The organism is Terriglobus sp. (genome assembly GCF_965201105.1).
Lineage (GTDB): Bacteria > Acidobacteriota > Terriglobia > Terriglobales > Acidobacteriaceae > Terriglobus.
The window spans coordinates 2200186-2215861 of sequence record NZ_OZ241741.1 but is presented as its reverse complement, the minus strand read 5'-3'; the positions used below and the strand labels follow the sequence as shown (position 1 = coordinate 2215861).

General features: G+C 62.0%; 11 protein-coding genes. 6 read left to right on the top strand and 5 right to left on the bottom strand.

Annotated elements, in window-relative coordinates; translation table 11 throughout:
- Position 1: 1 nt before the first annotated feature.
- From ACOFKT_RS09620 to serS, 3 genes are all read right to left on the bottom strand, one after another.
- Positions 2-664 carry a LolA family protein gene (locus ACOFKT_RS09620; protein WP_419803773.1) on the bottom strand — a complete coding sequence of 221 codons (663 nt, stop codon included), beginning with the start codon at positions 662-664 and terminating at the stop codon, positions 2-4.
- Positions 665-816: 152 nt separating this feature from the next.
- Positions 817-1191: a hypothetical protein gene (locus ACOFKT_RS09615; protein ID WP_419803772.1), complete on the bottom strand. Its 375-nt coding sequence runs from the start codon at positions 1189-1191 to the stop codon at positions 817-819.
- Positions 1191-2534, bottom strand: a complete 1344-nt coding sequence (serS, locus tag ACOFKT_RS09610) for a serine--tRNA ligase (protein WP_419803771.1) — start codon at positions 2532-2534, stop codon at positions 1191-1193. The genes ACOFKT_RS09615 and serS overlap by 1 nt, the downstream gene beginning before the upstream one ends.
- A 67-nt stretch (positions 2535-2601) precedes the next feature.
- Between serS and ACOFKT_RS09605 the strand changes: the two genes are divergently transcribed.
- The 5 genes from ACOFKT_RS09605 (at position 2602) to ACOFKT_RS09585 (ending at position 10317) form a co-directional block, all read left to right on the top strand.
- Entirely contained in the window at positions 2602-4302 is a 1701-nt protein-coding gene (locus tag ACOFKT_RS09605; protein WP_419803770.1) for an alkaline phosphatase family protein, read from the top strand.
- Between the two features lie 14 nt (positions 4303-4316).
- Entirely contained in the window at positions 4317-5228 is a 912-nt protein-coding gene (locus ACOFKT_RS09600; RefSeq protein ID WP_419807145.1) for a dihydroorotate dehydrogenase, read from the top strand.
- Between the two features lie 50 nt (positions 5229-5278).
- A complete protein-coding gene (gene purH / locus ACOFKT_RS09595; RefSeq protein ID WP_419803769.1) occupies positions 5279-6874 on the top strand; it encodes a bifunctional phosphoribosylaminoimidazolecarboxamide formyltransferase/IMP cyclohydrolase in 1596 nt (531 codons plus the stop codon).
- 156 nt (positions 6875-7030) lie between these two features.
- Positions 7031-9124 (top strand): tetratricopeptide repeat protein, encoded by a 2094-nt coding sequence (locus ACOFKT_RS09590; protein ID WP_419803768.1) that lies wholly within the window; start codon positions 7031-7033, stop codon positions 9122-9124.
- Positions 9125-9135: 11 nt separating this feature from the next.
- Positions 9136-10317 carry a deoxyguanosinetriphosphate triphosphohydrolase family protein gene (locus ACOFKT_RS09585; protein WP_419803767.1) on the top strand — a complete coding sequence of 394 codons (1182 nt, stop codon included), beginning with the start codon at positions 9136-9138 and terminating at the stop codon, positions 10315-10317.
- A gap of 5 nt (positions 10318-10322) precedes the next feature.
- On the opposite strand, the gene ACOFKT_RS09580 is transcribed toward ACOFKT_RS09585, so the two are convergent.
- Positions 10323-10622 (bottom strand): hypothetical protein, encoded by a 300-nt coding sequence (locus ACOFKT_RS09580; RefSeq protein ID WP_419803766.1) that lies wholly within the window; start codon positions 10620-10622, stop codon positions 10323-10325.
- Positions 10619-11953 (bottom strand): ArnT family glycosyltransferase, encoded by a 1335-nt coding sequence (locus tag ACOFKT_RS09575; RefSeq protein ID WP_419807144.1) that lies wholly within the window; start codon positions 11951-11953, stop codon positions 10619-10621. The genes ACOFKT_RS09580 and ACOFKT_RS09575 overlap by 4 nt, the downstream gene beginning before the upstream one ends.
- 125 nt (positions 11954-12078) lie before the next feature.
- On the opposite strand from ACOFKT_RS09575, the gene ACOFKT_RS09570 reads away from it, so the two are divergent.
- Positions 12079-15642, top strand: coding sequence for a polysaccharide deacetylase family protein (locus tag ACOFKT_RS09570; protein ID WP_419803765.1), 3564 nt, complete (start codon positions 12079-12081; stop codon positions 15640-15642).
- The last annotated feature ends 34 nt before the right edge of the window (positions 15643-15676 follow it).

Sequence of the window (15676 nt, the reverse complement as noted above, 5' to 3'; positions counted from 1 at the left end):
GCTAGCTCTTCGGTAGAGCGTATTTTTTCGTGTCCACTTTCGTGTTGTAGCGCAGGTGCGAGTAGGTGACCGTGCGCTTGTCACCTTCGGGTGTGGTGTACTCCTGCTTTAGGCTGACGCTGCGGGACGGGTCGATCCAGATCACCACTTGCGTGAAGGTGTTCTTGACGCCTGGGTCTTTGGGAATCAGGGCGAGTTTATCGACGGCGACGGTTTGACCGCCGTCGCTGATCTGCTCGGTGCCGAGCAGTTTCACATCCCAGGCGCGCTCCAGGTCTTTGCCGCTGCCGCCAAAGCCAAGTGTCAGGAAGCTGTCTGCCTTGCCCTGGTTCTGGCCGGTGTTGAAGGGCGTGAATTTCTTCGCCGCGCTCGGGTCGTATAGCATGCCCTGGCCGCCCTTGAAGCGAACGCGCTTCTGGCCGATCGCAAGACCCATCTCCATTCCATCGCCGGAGCGCAGGAAGTACACCGAGCCGGTCTGGGTCGAGGTGTCGCGCACCACTTTCTCGTAGAATTCGTCCTTCACGTCGGCTTCGGTGGACTGAAACTTGACGGAAGCGGCGTCCAGCTGGCGCAGCACTTTATCGAGCGCGGGGTCGGTCGCGGCGAAGCTGGTGCTAGAGACAAGGACGAGAGCGACGGTTGCGAGAGCGGGCTTCAGCATCACGACTCCAGCGCATGAGAGCGCAACTGGTTAGACACAGTTTGCGCGGTTGGGATGCGTTGCTCCTTGCGTGGGCATTCTTGCGGTCGCCGGCAGAGCAGGTCCTTCGCTATGGTGAGAGGGGGTTACTCCCATGAACGGCCTGTTCTTGGCTAGCGGCGGGCCCAGACGCGGTAGCCGCTCACCTGGCCGTCGGCATCGGTCAACGCTTCGTACCGCTGAATGTATACGTCGCCCGCGATGGGCTCGATCAGGCGGCGTAGGGCGCGGCGAATGCGCACGTCCTCATCTTTGCCACCGTGTTCGGAACTGACCACGTCGGCGGCGCGGACCTGGTAGATAAGCTCGCCACTGCCATCGTTTTCGACCATGATCTGCGAGGGCAGCTGGTACTTGGGGCGGTCGTGGTAGTTGATGAAGCGCGGTGTGACGAAGATAAACAGCAGGATCAACGTGACCATGACGTCGTAGTGCATGGAGCCGCGCTCGTGCGACCAGAAGATGTAGCTGCGCAGGGTACGAAGCATTAGAGGCGCGCTCCTGCAGTGATGGGTTTCTGTACAGTGATGATGTCCTGCCCGCCCATATAGGGAACCAGCGCCTCCGGTATGCGGATGCTGCCGTCGGCCTGCTGATAGTTCTCCAGGATGGCAAGGTAGGTGCGGCCGACCGCTAGGCCGGAGCCGTTGAGCGTGTGTACGAACTCTGACTTTTTCGCGCCGGCAGGACGGTAGCGAATGTTCGCGCGGCGGGCCTGAAAGGCTTCGCAGTTCGAACAGGAGCTGATCTCGCGATAAAGCCCCTGGCCGGGGAGCCAGACCTCAAGGTCATAGGTCTTTGCGGACGAGAAGCCCATGTCTCCGGTGCACAGCAGCATGCGGCGGTAGGGCAGGCCAAGCCGCTCCAGCACGGTTTCTGCATTGCGCGTCATCTGTTCCAGCTCGTTGTAGCTCTTGTCCGGCGTGGTGATTTTCACCATCTCGACTTTTTGAAACTGGTGCTGGCGAATCATGCCGCGCACGTCCCGCCCATAGGAGCCCGCCTCGGAGCGGAAGCAGGGTGTGTAGGCGCAGAGAGAAAGGGTAAGCGCTGCCTCATCCACCGTTTCGTCGCGCAGCAGATTGGTCAGCGGTACCTCCGCGGTCGGGATCAGCCAGTGATCGTTCTCCTGGAGCTCAGCGGGCGCATACGGTCCCCGGTCATCGCAGTGGAAGAGGTCCGCGGCGAATTTGGGCAGCTGTCCGGTGCCGAAGAGCGAGCGCGAGTTCACCATGTAGGGCGGCAGCACCTCGGTAAAGCCGTGCTCGCGGGTGTGCAGGTCGAGCATGAAGTTCGCCAGGGAACGCTCCAGCCGCGCACCGGCGCCGTACTGAAAGACAAAGCGGGAGCCGCTGACCTTGGCGGCGCGGTCAAAGTCGAGGATGTTCAGGGCCTCGCCGAGCTCCCAGTGTGGCTTGGAGACGAAGTCGAACCGGGGCTGCTCGCCGACCGTCTTGATCAACTCATTCCCGTGCTCGTCGGTGCCCTGCGGTACAGAGGCGTTTGGCAGGTTGGGGATCGCTTCCAGAATCTGCCGCAACTGCGCATCCAGTGCAGTCGCTTGGTGTTCGTGCGACTCACCCTGCTCGCGCAGCGTGCGCACCTGTTCGGTCAGTTCGGTGGCGTCTTCAGCGGCGCGCTTGCGCTTGCCGATCTCTTCGGAGAGCCGGTTGCGTTGCGCTTTGAGCGACTCGGCGGCGGTAATGGCCTCGCGACGCTGCCTGTCCAATTCGCTGAAGCTGCCGAGCAGTGCGGCCGGGTCGGCGTTGCGGGCGCGCAGGGCAGCTTCCACTGCGGGCAGGTTTGCCCGCACATAGGCGAGATCGAGCATCGCTCTATCGTAAACGGCTTTCTGATACTTTCATCGGGCGCACAGGCGGGAACGGTATGCTGGCGGTATGCGCCTCTTTTCCCGGATTGCCGCCGCCGCCGCGCTGCTGCTGGCGCCGCATGCCGTTCACGCCGATGCGTACAACGGCTCGCCAAAACTGGCGATCATCCTGGTCTTTGACCAGTTTCGCGGCGATTACCTGGACCGCTACCGTGCGGATTTTCATGCAAAGAACGGCTGGAATCTCTTTCTGAAGCAGGGCGCGCACTTCACAGAGTGCTACTACGACTACGCAAACCTGGTCACTGCGGCGGGTCACTCCACCATCGGCACGGCCAGCTACACCGACGGGCATGGCATTCCGCTGAACCAGTGGTGGGTGACCGGCGTGGATGGCGTGCCGCATGAGATTACCAGCGTGGAGGACAGCCGCTACACCTTGGTCGGCGTGCCGGCTGGGCAGCCGGTAGCGCCGGGCGCATCGCCCCACAATGAGCTCGCGTCCACCGTGGGCGATGAACTGGAGCTGGCGACGGGCGGCAGGGCTAAGGTGTTTGGTGTTTCCTTCAAAGACCGGGCGTCGATCCTGACCAGCGGCCACGCAAGCAAGGGCGCCTTCTGGACGGAGCATACGACGGGAGCGTGGATTACCTCGACGTACTGGATGAAGCAGCTGCCGCCGTGGGCCGTGGCGTTCAACACGTCAAAGCGAGCGGCGGAGGCGCGGCGCGACGCGCACGCAGAGCGGGGCGAATTTTACGAACAGGTGGGCAGCACGCCGGCGTCGGTGAGCTACCAACTGGACTTTGCAAAGGCGCTGATTCAGGGTGAGCAGCTTGGCAGGAACCCGGCTGGCGTAACGGACATGCTGACAGTGTCGATCTCGTCGACGGACATCCTGGGCCATCGCGTGGGGCCGGACTCACCGGAGCAGCGCGCCATGATCGATGCCGCGGACGGGCAGCTGGACGCGTTCTTTACGTGGCTGGACAGCTACGTGGGGCTGCAGAACGTGATCGTTGCGCTGAGTGGCGATCATGGTGTGGCGCCGACGGAGCAGGAGTCGGCGCGCGTGGGCATGCCGGGTGCGGCTTTCCCGTCGCGAGCGATGGTTGCGCAGGTTGAGGCTGCGCTGGAGAAGCGTTTTCCCAACGTGGATCGCCATGGCCGCGCCCTGGTGTTGACTCCGGAACTGCCGTGGTTGCAGATCCAGCCAGAGCCGTTCCAGGCCGCCGGCGTCAGCGAAAGCGACGCGGAGGAGGCGACTGCCGAGGCGGTGCGCGACTTCTTCGCCGGCCAGCAGCGAACCGCGATGCTGCAAACCGGTTTGACGCAACGTGTGCCCGAGCCGCAACGGGTTCGCGACGTGTACACGGCGTCGCAGATGCGCCAGGGCCGGCTGCCGAACGATGAGTATGGCCGCCGCGTGCAGCGCAGCTACTCTCCCTATGTGCGTTGGGCGGTTCACATGAATCTTGGCCTGTTTCAGTATCCCGGCGCTGTCGCAGGCGCGGGTCATTACTCTCAAAACGCGTATGACCGGCACGTGCCGCTGGACCTGTTCGGTGCCGCATTTGTGCCCGGTACGTACCACGACCTGGTGGCGCCGGTGGACATTGCGGCGACGTTTGCTTCCTTACTGCGTTTGAACCAGCCCTCCGCGTCCGTCGGGCACGTGCTGACGCAGGTGATGCGGCCCGAGGCAGCAGGATCGACGGGGCCATCTGGCGCATCCGGTCCCACGACCGAAGCTGGAGCGGGCCGGTGAGTGTTACGCCGCAGATGGCGGTGACGGTCGCGGGCGTCCGGCTGCGCAATCCCGTGATTGCCGCCAGCGGAACCTTCGGCTATGGCGTGGAGTTTGCGGACATTCTCTCGCTCGACCGCATCGGCGCTTTTGTGACCAAGGGGCTATCGCGCGAGCCGATGCAGGGTAATGCGGCGCCACGCATCATTGAGACCGCCGGAGGCATGATCAACGCGATCGGCCTGCAAAACGTCGGCGTGGAGGCGTTTGTGCGCGACAAGCTGCCGGCTGTTCGCGCGATGGAGAACACGGTGTGTATCGCGAACGTGTTCGGTTTCACGATCGACGATTGTGTGGCGGTGATTGAGGCGTTGAACGATGCGGACGGCGTCGCGATGTATGAACTGAATGCGAGCTGTCCGAACACAAAGCATGGTGGCATGGTCTTCGGCACGGACCCTGAGGCGCTGGCGGAACTGGTTGCACGAACGAAGGTGATAGCGCGGCGTCCGCTGATGGTAAAGCTGTCGCCGAATGTAACCGACATTGCGCTAATGGCGCGCGTGGCGCAGGAGGCGGGCGCGGACGCGGTATCGCTGGTGAACACGTTCGTGTCGCTTGCGATCGATGTGAAGACACGCCGGCCGCGAATCGCCAACGTGACCGGCGGGCTGAGCGGACCGGCGATCAAGCCGATTGCCGTCCGCATGGTGTGGGAGGCGGCGAAAGCATTGCAGATTCCGGTGATCGGGCTGGGCGGGATTGCCAAGCCTGAGGACGCGGTTGAGTTTCTGCTTGCCGGGGCCACGGCGGTGCAGGTGGGAACGGCCAGCTACGCGGACCCGCGCGCGGTGGAAAAGATCGCCAAGGGCCTGACCAAGTGGTGCGAGGGGAACGGTGTGGCGCGCGTTGCCGAGCTTACGGGTGGGCTTCGGCTACAGCCCTGAGCGTCCGGTGACTGCAAACTTCATGTGAGGCGCTCGTACAATCAGCAGTGATGAGTAGCCCTAAACCGATTTGCCGTGCTTTATTGAGTGTGACCGATAAAACCGGCGTGGTCGAATTCGCGCAGCGCCTGCATGCATTGGGTGTGGAGTTGGTTTCGACCGGCGGCACGGCCGCCGTTCTGCGTGACACAGGGCTGGTGGTGCGTGACATCAGCGATCTGACGGGCTTTCCGGAGATGCTGGACGGCCGGGTGAAGACATTGCACCCCAAGGTCCACGGCGGCATCCTGCACATTCGCGGCAAGATCGAGCATGTGCGTGCGGTCGAGCAACATGGCATTAAGCCGATCGACATGGTCGTGGTGAACCTGTACGCCTTTGAGAAGACCGCTGCGAAGCCGGGTGTGTTGCTTGATGAGGTGATCGAAAATATCGACATCGGCGGACCCAGCATGGTGCGCTCGGCAGCGAAAAATTTCAAGGACGTGGCAGTGGTGACGAGTCCCGCCGACTATGACGCGGTTGCGTCGGAGATGGAGGCGAATGCGGGGGCGCTTGGCCTGGCGACCCGTTGGCGGCTTGCGCAGGCGGCGTTCGCGACCACGGCAGCGTATGACACAGCGATTGCCAATGCATTGGAAAGAATGGAGCCGCCGGCCGGTGATGCATGGCAGGCTGTCACGCCGCGTACGGAGGCCGAACTGCCGGCGGCCATTCGGCTGAACCTGCCGCGATTGCAATCGTTGCGGTATGGCGAGAACCCGCATCAGGCTGCGGCGCTTTACACCGACGGCTCGAGCACAGGTATTGCGAACGCCAAGCAGCTGCAGGGCAAGGAGCTATCGTTCAATAACCTGGTCGACCTGGACGCCTGCTGGGAGCTGGTGAGCGAGTTCGACAGGCCCGCCGTGACGATCATCAAGCACACAAACCCGTGCGGAGCGGCACAGGGTACAAGCGTGCTGGACGCGTACCTGCGCGCGCTCGCGGCCGATCCTGTTTCCGCGTTTGGCGGCGTGATTGGCATCAATCGCGAGGTCGACGCGCGGGCTGCGGAAGAGATCGCGAAGCTGTTCGTCGAAGCGATCGTGGCGCCTTCGTTCACGCCGGAGGCGCTGGAGCGATTTGCGGCTAAAAAAAATCTACGGCTGCTGCAGATTGTTCCTGCCGATACACGGTTGGCGCTGAAGCAGGTGTCGGGTGGAGCGTTGCTGCAGACCGCGGATCGCGGCAAGCTTGCGGATACGGATCTGCGGGTCGTCACCGAACGCGCCCCCTCCAGCGACGAGATGGAAGCGATGCGGTTTGCATGGACCGTGTGCAAGCACGTGAAATCCAACGCCATCGTTTATGCGCGATCCAACGACGGCTTCGGGCAGACCGTCGGCATCGGTGCCGGGCAGATGAGCCGTGTGGATGCCGCTCGTTTCGGCGCGCAAAAAGCGGTGCTGCCGATGAACGGTACGGTCGCCGCCTCGGACGCGTTTTTCCCGTTCGCGGACGGGCTGGAGGTCGTTGCCCAGGCCGGCGCGACCGCCGTGATTCAGCCCGGCGGCAGCGTGCGCGACCCGTACGTAATCGCGGCGGCCAACCGCCTGGGCATCGCCATGGTCTGCACCGGAATGCGCCACTTCCGGCACGGCTAGGTGAGTGGGCGTTGCCGCGCTTGATTTTGCGCCAGTTTGAGCGCCGCAGGGAACTCAGCAACTCCGGGCGGCGTCTATCGTCTAATCATTGACATAGCGCAAAGTCCCGGAACGGCCAGAACCGAGCGGACACCGGGCGAAAGTGAGCCTCATCGTATGAGTCCGCACCGCAACACCCCTTTTCGATTTGCCGCACTTGCTTTGGCTGCGATCAGCGCCTTGCCGATGATCGCGCAGAAAAAGGATGCCGCACCGGCCCCTGGCCCGCAGGCAACAACGCCGGTTCCAGCCAACAATGGCCGGTCCGCGGCTTACTACCATTACGGTCTGGCGCAGATTTACGAGGACATGGCCACCACGCAGGGCCGGTCCGACTACGCCACCCAGGCGATCGAACAATACAAGCTGGCGCTTTCGGCTGACCCCACCTCACCCATGCTGCAGGACGGCCTGGCCGAGCTTTACTTTAAGGTCGGCCGCATCCGTGAGGCTGTGCAGGTGGCCCAGGACCAGGTAAAGCAAAGCCCCAGTGACATCGAGGCGCATCGCTTGCTGGGGCGGATCTATTTCCGCTCGCTGGGCGACGTGCAGAACGGGCAACAGTCGCAGATGATGACACTCGCGACCGGCGAGTACGAAACGCTAGTAAAGCTGGAGCCAGATTCCGTCGAGAACCACCTCTTGCTGGGGCAGCTTTATGAACTAGCGCACGCCTCGACTAAGGCTGAGGAGCAGTTCAAGGCGGCACAGGCGCTCGATGCCGGGTCAGAAGATTCACTGCTGAACCTGGCGCGGCTGTACAGCGAGCAGGGCGACCTGCAACGCGTGGTCACGACGCTTTCCGCGGTTCCGCCGGAGGACCGGACCTCGCGCATGGAACTGGCGCTGGGCGGCACGTTTGACCAGTTACACAAGCCGAAAGAGGCCGCCGCCGCCTATCAGCGTGCCCTGGACGATGATGCCGACAATCTGGATGCTCGTCGCGGCCTGGCGAACGCCCTGTTGACCGACGGCCAGTTGGACGCCGCGCAGGCGCAGCTGCAGCAGATCACCGCGGCCGAGCCACAGGACGCGCAGAGCTACATCCGCCTGTCGGAGGTGCAGCGCCGCAAGGGCAATTATGACCAGGCGCTGACCACTATCAAAAAGGCGGAAGCTCTGGTGCCCGATTCGCTGGAACTGAATTACAACGAGGCGCTCATTTATGACTCGCTGGGCCGTTACAGCGATGCCGAGCGCGTGCTGAAGGCGGCGCTTGCCGGACCGGCGAAGTACGACCCGAACGCCGCTGACGGCGACAGGAACAACCGCGGCCTGTTTCTGGAAAGGCTGGGCAACTTGTACCGCGAACAAGGCCGAACCGCGGATGCCGCTGCCACCTATGAGCAGATGGTGCAGCTGGGCGGCGATATGCGCGAGCGCGGCTACAGCGATGAGGTGGACAGCTATCGCGATGTGCACGACTACGCCAAGGCGCTGCAGGTGGCGCAGGCGGCTTCCACGGCGCTTCCGAAAGACAGCGACATTCAGACGCTGTACGCGGGCCAGTTGCTGGACACCGGCAAGGTCGATGAGGCGTTTGCCATCTCCAATAAGCAACTGACCGGCAAAAAGGAAGACCGCGGCGTTTACTTGACCATTGCGCAGATGTATTTCCGGATAAAGAAATACCCTCAGGCAATCGCGGCAATCGAAAAGGCCGAGGTGTTCTCGGTAAAGCCGGATGACAAAATCTACCCGCTTTTCCTGCGCGCCAGCATTGCGGACAAGCAGAACAACATGGAGCAGGCTGAAAAGGATCTGAAGACGCTGCTCGCGATCGATCCGAACAATGCCGCTGCGCTCAACAGTCTGGGATACATGTACGCCGACCGCGGTATCAAGCTGCCTGAGGCCACGTCCATGCTGAAAAAAGCGGTGGAGCTCGACCCACAGAATTACGCGTACCTGGATTCGCTGGGTTGGGCCTACTTCAAATCGGGTCAGTATGGGCTTGCAGAGACGGAGATGCAGCAGGCGGTCGACCGCAACCCGAATGATCCCACGCTGCACGACCACCTTGGCCAGGCCATGGAACACAATGGCAAGCTGAGGCTGGCCGTGGCGCAATGGGAACGCGCGGCAACGGAATACGCGCGCTCACTGCCGGCAGACATCGAGCAGGATGACGTGGCCAAGCTGCACAAGCGGCTGGACAGCGCACGCGTCAAGCTGGCGAAGAACTCGCGGGAGACGCGGCCAACGCCGTAAGCTTGCAGCAGGTGTTTGAACCATTGCAGCACGGCGCCATTGCGGAGAGGGAGCGGATTCTTCGTTCTGCCGGCGTCTTTGACGACGCGGAACGGGCCCTCTCGCCACGTGTCTGGGACGAGCCGAACGCGGGCAAGCTGTCGCCGTTCGAGCAGGACCGGCAGCGCATCGTGCAGGCTCGGGCTTTTCGGCGGCTGGCCGGCAAAACACAGGTCTTCACCAGCCGCGAGAGCGACCACTTTCGTTCGCGGCTGACCCACACAATCGAAGTAGTGCAGATTGCACGCGAGGTGGCGCGTGCCCTGGGGCTGAACGAAGAGCTGGTGGAAGCCCTTGCGCTGGTGCACGACATCGGCCACCCGCCTTTCGGCCACGCCGGAGAGCGAGCTCTGGACCGCTGCCTGCGCGAGCATGGGCAGCGATTCGATCACAATTTGCATGCGCTGCGCATCGTCGAACACTTTGAAGACTGGTACGCCGCGCACCGGGGCCTGAACCTGACGCTTGGTGTGCGCGAAGGCATCATCAAGCATTCGCGCGATTATGCACCGTCGGAATACCCGGAACTGAATAGCTACTATCTGGGTTTGCGGCCGCCGCTGGAGGCGCAACTGATCGACCTGGCCGACGAGATCGCATACTTGACGGCAGACCTGGACGATGGTGTGGAATCAGGACTGCTCGACATTGAGCACATCTGCGGCCACATCGGCATTATGGGTCAAGCGTATGAACGTGTCCGCCGACTGCACCCGAATGTGGATCGCAAGTTCCTGTTCCATGAGGCGCTGCAGTGGATGCAGGATGCCCTGACCGCCGACATGATCGCGACCATGCGGGAGCGCGTTGCGGATGCAGGTCTGACCACTCTGGACCAGGTGCGCCACTTCCCGGAACGCATGGCTATCTTCTCGCCGTTGATGGAGGCGAGGCGTTTAGAGGAAAAAAGCTACTTGCACGATGTGTTGTACACCTGCCCGACGCTTGAAGCAGAGCATGAGAAGGCAGAAAACGTCGTTTCGATGCTCTTCCAATTCTTTTTGCGTCAGCCCGAACGCATGCCGCCCAGCTACGTGGAAGAGAGCAGGACCGAGGGTTTGCCACGCGTGATTGCTGACTACATCGCTGGCATGACGGACAGCTACATCCTGCAGCAGTTCTGGACGGCATCGAAGCTGCGACGCGGTTTATAGCCCACTCACCCACGCAGCTTGCCGCGCCGGCGAAGGCTTTCCTCGTTGCGGAACTGAAGAAGTGTTCCGTCGTCCGCAAGCAGATCTTCCGCACATTGGAGGGCACGGGCAAGCGGCTCACCGCAGATGTGCCGCTCTGCCGGCTTCTTCAGGTGCCGGTACCAGACATCGTGGAATGCATGGTCCAGGCAGACCCGTTTGAAGCAGTGATCCAGGCGTAACGGCCATCGCTGCTCTCTTGCGCGCTGCGGAATCAGTTGCTCGGTCAGCAGCTTGAACCGTGCGATCTGGTCAGCGTCGGTCATAGATTCATGGGGCCTGGCCGCGGTGCAAAGCATGCCGCGGCAAAGAAGAAGTAAATGGGCAAGAACTCCATGGTGTAGCGCTGCTCCGCATTATCCAGGGTCAGCAGCAAACCGCAACGCAGCACCACAAAGGCACACATGCTCAAGCTCAACGGGGCCGCGGAGCGGAGGGCGCGCCGCAAACCCAGCAGGGCCAACCGCATGTACGCGGCGTTCAGCAGGGCATAGGCAATGGCGAAGAGGGTTTGGCCCGGATGGAGCCGGAAGCGCCACCATCGCTCATCAATGGGCAGCATCTCAATACGCGGGTGCAGCAGCATGTTGGCCAGACGCGCCGTCGGCAGAAGCAAGTAGTACTGCACGGGGTGTGCATGGATGCGCGCGGACGCCAGTGCATCGAACCCGGCTTCAATGTCCGGCCGCAGCTTCTTTGCGGTCGCCGCCTCCTGCAGCAGCAGCGTGGTTGCGCTGCGCTGCGCGGGCGAGTCAAAGGCGCGTGACGGCAAATCGTTCGGATCGATGGCACTCTCCGGGTAGTTCCAGTACGCGTCCTCGGTGCTGGTGAAGTCGATAGCAAAGGTGCGATACCAGCGGGGAAAGCCCCTTTCGTACGGCTCACCGGGGTCGGTCGCGGACTTGGGCGAAAGCGGTTGAAAGACGTGAAAGGTACGCACATTGCGCACTGTCCAGGGCACCAGCGGCAGTGCTGTTAGCGTGGCGCACAGGATGATGGGCCGCCAGCTTCGGAACGCGCGCATGCTGCCACGTAAAAAGAGTGGCAACACCGCGGCAGCCAGCAAACCCTGATCGGGCCGCAACAGAATGCTGTAACCCAGGCCAGCAGCGGTGATTGCCAGCGGCCATGGGCCCGGTTTGCGGCGCCATGCGTCTGCGGACCAATACGCGAGCGCAATCGTAAACAGCACCAGCGTTTCAGTCAGCGGCACGGCGGTGTAGTTCGCAACGAACGGGCAAAGCGTGCCCATGGCCAGCGCTGCAAGCCCGGCACGCCGGCCGAAGTTCCGCCAGGCCAGACGCGACACAAGCAGGCACGTGCCCAGGTCGGCCAGCACCTGAAACCACATCACGATGGCAAACACGCCGGCGCCATCCGGCGCCACGCTCGACCGCGGAAAGAGCAGTTGAATCGCGGCAAGGACGATCGGGTAGCCCGGCAGGCGGATTAACGTGGGGCGCGGCGCGGCGTCGGTCGAGAGGCCGTACGTGTGGGCATCAAGCCAGCTTTGCGATATGTCTAAGTAGAGCCCGGAGTCGCCCGCAACGAACGGCTGATACCGCACGAAATAGCAGCGCAGCAGAAATCCTGCCACTAGCAGCAAAGCGATGGTCCAGCCGGTTCTGTGCCACTCGACCTTTCGCATCGCTTTGCATCATACCGGCAGGCCAAACGAAACCGTCTAAGCATTCAGGTACGGACGGTTACGATACAAGAGGCATGCTGAACAGCACCAAACCCATCTTCTATGACGAGCAGCGCCGCCGCTGGAAGCGTCTGCGCCGCGTGCTGGACATTTCCGCCGCCTTTGGCCTGGTCTGCTTTGTCATTTTCGTAATCGGCGTGCTGCGCATTCGACCGCTGCCGGAACTTCTGCTGGAACAGCCAAAGCACAACTATCGTGCGCTGAACACCCCGCCTGTCCTGGCGGACAAGGCGAAGAAGTCGCGCTCGGCTCACCGCAAGACGGACCGGAAGCCGTCAGACGTGCCGCTGAACGGCGACGAAGGCTTGCGTGCCGCGTACTACGTGGACGAAGACGCCGCCAGCTACAGCTCGCTGCGGCAGCATGTGCAGCAGATCGACATGCTCTTTCCCACGTGGCTGCGGGTTATCACGCCAGACGGCAGGCTGACTGCGTATACGGTGGATTACCGGCCCTACAACGTGATCGACGGCCATGGCAACGTCAACGGCATCGACGTTGAAAACAAGGTCGAGCGCCTGATTGCGCAGTCAGGCGCAAACACGGAAGTCTTCCCGCTGGTCAGCAATTACAGCTTTGGCAAGCAGATGTTCGACCCTGCCGTCGGCGACTTCCTGAACAACCCGCAATCGCGTGCCACGTTCATTGCGGAGTCCATGCGCCTGCTCACGGCAAGTCAGCGCTACCACGGGCTTTCGCTCGACTTTGAAGATGTTCCAGCGGCCGCCCAGGCCGGTTATCGCCAGCTCATCGCCGATCTATACAAGCAGATGCACCCCAAGGGCCTGCGCCTCTACGTGAACACGCCGGTGGCGGACGAGGACTGGGACCTGGCCTTCATGGCTGCCAACTCCGACGGTCTGCTGCTGATGGATTATGACCAGCACGAGACGGAGTCTCAGCCCGGCCCGGTCGCGGCGCAGGACTGGTTCGTGCAGAACCTGAAGAACGTGATGACCAAGGTGCCCAAGCAGAAGATCATCTGCGCACTGGGCAGCTATGGCTACGACTGGACGACCCGCCTGCCCCAGGCCGTGGCACCGGTGAAGGGAAAGCATGTCGCCAAGCCAGCGGCGCCGCCCGAGGTTCTTGCGTCCGACAATCTCTCAACGCAGGCCGTTTGGCAGGCGGCGCTCGACTCCGGCTCTGAGATTGACCTGGACGACGTTTCGCGCAACCCGCACTTCACCTACGACGATGAGGACAACCAGGTCCGGCACCAGGTCTGGTTTCTGGATGCGGTCACGGTTTACAACGAAATACGCGCAGCCCGTGAGCTCGGCCTGCAGACCTTCGCGCTGTGGCGGCTGGGCGAAGAAGACCAGTCGGTATGGCGCGTTTGGGACCAGCCGATGCGTGCCTCACCATTGCGCGACCTGGCGGACGTGCCACCTGGCTGGGACCTGGATGTTGAGGGTATCGGGGACATCATGCGTGTTTCCGGCCAGCCGCGCAATGGGCATCGCGCGCTTACGATCGACGATGACTCCAAGCAGATCGACTCCGAGGTGATGTCGATTCTGCCTCAGTCCTACACCGTCACCTATTTCGGCTACCACCCAAAGAAGCTGGCAATCACCTTTGACGACGGCCCGGATCCTGAATACACGCCACGCATTCTTGACATTCTGAAAAAGTACAACGTCAAAGCCACGTTCTTCATGATCGGCGAAGAAGCCGAGGACAATGTGGGTGTAATGCGGCGTGTATATCGCGAAGGTCACGAGATCGGCAACCACACCTTCACGCACCCGGACATTAGCGGCATCTCGCCGAAGCAGGTGGACCTGCAACTGAATCTGACGGAGCGGCTCTTCGCGGCGAAGCTGGGCGTGCAACCGTTGTATTTCCGGCCGCCGTACTCCATCGACCAGGAGCCGGACACGAACGATCAGGCCGGGCCAGTAGAGCGCGTGCAGCAGCTTGGCTACACCGTTGTCGGCAACAAGATTGATACCAATGACTGGGATGAGCACCCGCGCAAGACGCCACAGGAGATAGTGCAGGGTGTGCTTGATCAAATCCGCATCGCCGAGAAGCGGTCTGACGTACGTGGATCCATCATCCTGATGCACGATGGAGGCGGCGATCGCTCGCCAACCGTCGCGGCGTTACCCGTGCTCATCCAGGAACTGCGCGCGCGAGGCTACGAATTCGTTCCGGTCAGCGCGCTGGTTGGCAAGTCGCGTGAGCAGGTGATGCCGCCCGTTACGGGCTGGCGGCGCAAAGCGTTCGCGGCCGTAGACTCGATCGCATTCTTTGGCCTGGCGACCTTTAACCATTTCGTGGTGATGGTCTTCTTTGTCGGTGACGTTTTGATGAGCGCCCGGCTCATCATCATCGGGCTTTTCGCGCTGATCGACCGGTTGCACAAGCGCAAGAGCTTTGCCGGACCTGATTACCAGCCGCACGTCGCGGTGTTGATTCCCGCGTACAACGAAGAGAAAGTGATCGTGCGGACAGTTCGCTCGGTCATGATGTCTTCGTATAAGAACCTGCGCATTATCGTGATCGACGACGGCTCCAAGGACCGTACCGCAGAGGTTGCGCGTGAGGCATATCCGGCAGATATCGAGAGCGGCCGGCTTGTTGTTGTGCGCAAAGAGAACGCCGGCAAAGCCGAAGCGCTGAACTATGCTCTGCGTGAGTTGGTGCACGAGGAACTGTACGTCGGCATTGACGCGGATACGGTCATCGCGCACGATGCGATCGCGCGCCTTGTTCCGCACTTCGCGAACCCAAAGATCGGTGCGGTCGCCGGCAATGCAAAGGTCGGAAATCGCGTGAACTTGTGGACGCGCTGGCAGGCGCTGGAGTACATCACCAGCCAAAATTTTGAGCGTCGTGCGCTCGATCTGTTTGGCGTTGTGGTCGTAGTGCCGGGAGCGATCGGTGCGTGGCGCTTTGCCCCCGTGCAGGAGGCCGGCGGCTACCACTCCAACACTGTTGCCGAGGACGCCGACCTGACGATGATCCTGCTCGAAAAGGGCTATGAGGTCATCTATGAGGATCAGGCGCTCGCCTTTACCGAAGCACCTGTGAACGCAAACGGCTTGATGCGGCAGCGCTTCCGCTGGAGCTTCGGCATCATGCAGGCGGTCTTCAAGCACCTGGGCGCCGTGCGCAATCGCCGCGCCATGGGCCTGTTTGCATTGCCGAACATCATCATCTTTCAGATATTGTTGCCGCTGGTCTCACCGTTGATTGACCTGATGTTTGTGGCGAGCCTGTTCCGCTGGCTTTACGACCGGCACTTTCATCCTGAGGCGGCCAGTTCGGCCAGCTTTCTGAAGCTGCTCACATATTTTCTCGCGTTCATGATCATCGACTTCTCGGCTTCGGCGCTCGCGTTTATGCTGGAACGCCGGCACCCGGCGAGCAAGGGCGATGGCTGGTTGCTGGTCCATATCTGGATTCAGCGGTTCACGTATCGCCAGGTGTTCTCAGTGGTGCTGCTGAAGACGATAAAACGCGTCATCGATGGCCGGCCGTTCAGTTGGGACAAGTTGGAGCGTACCGCCAAAATGAGCAAGTCGACCGACCAGATGCTGAACGGCTCGCCCGCGCCCGGCTCCTGAGATGGCAGGGGTTCTGCGGCGGTAAACTTGCTGC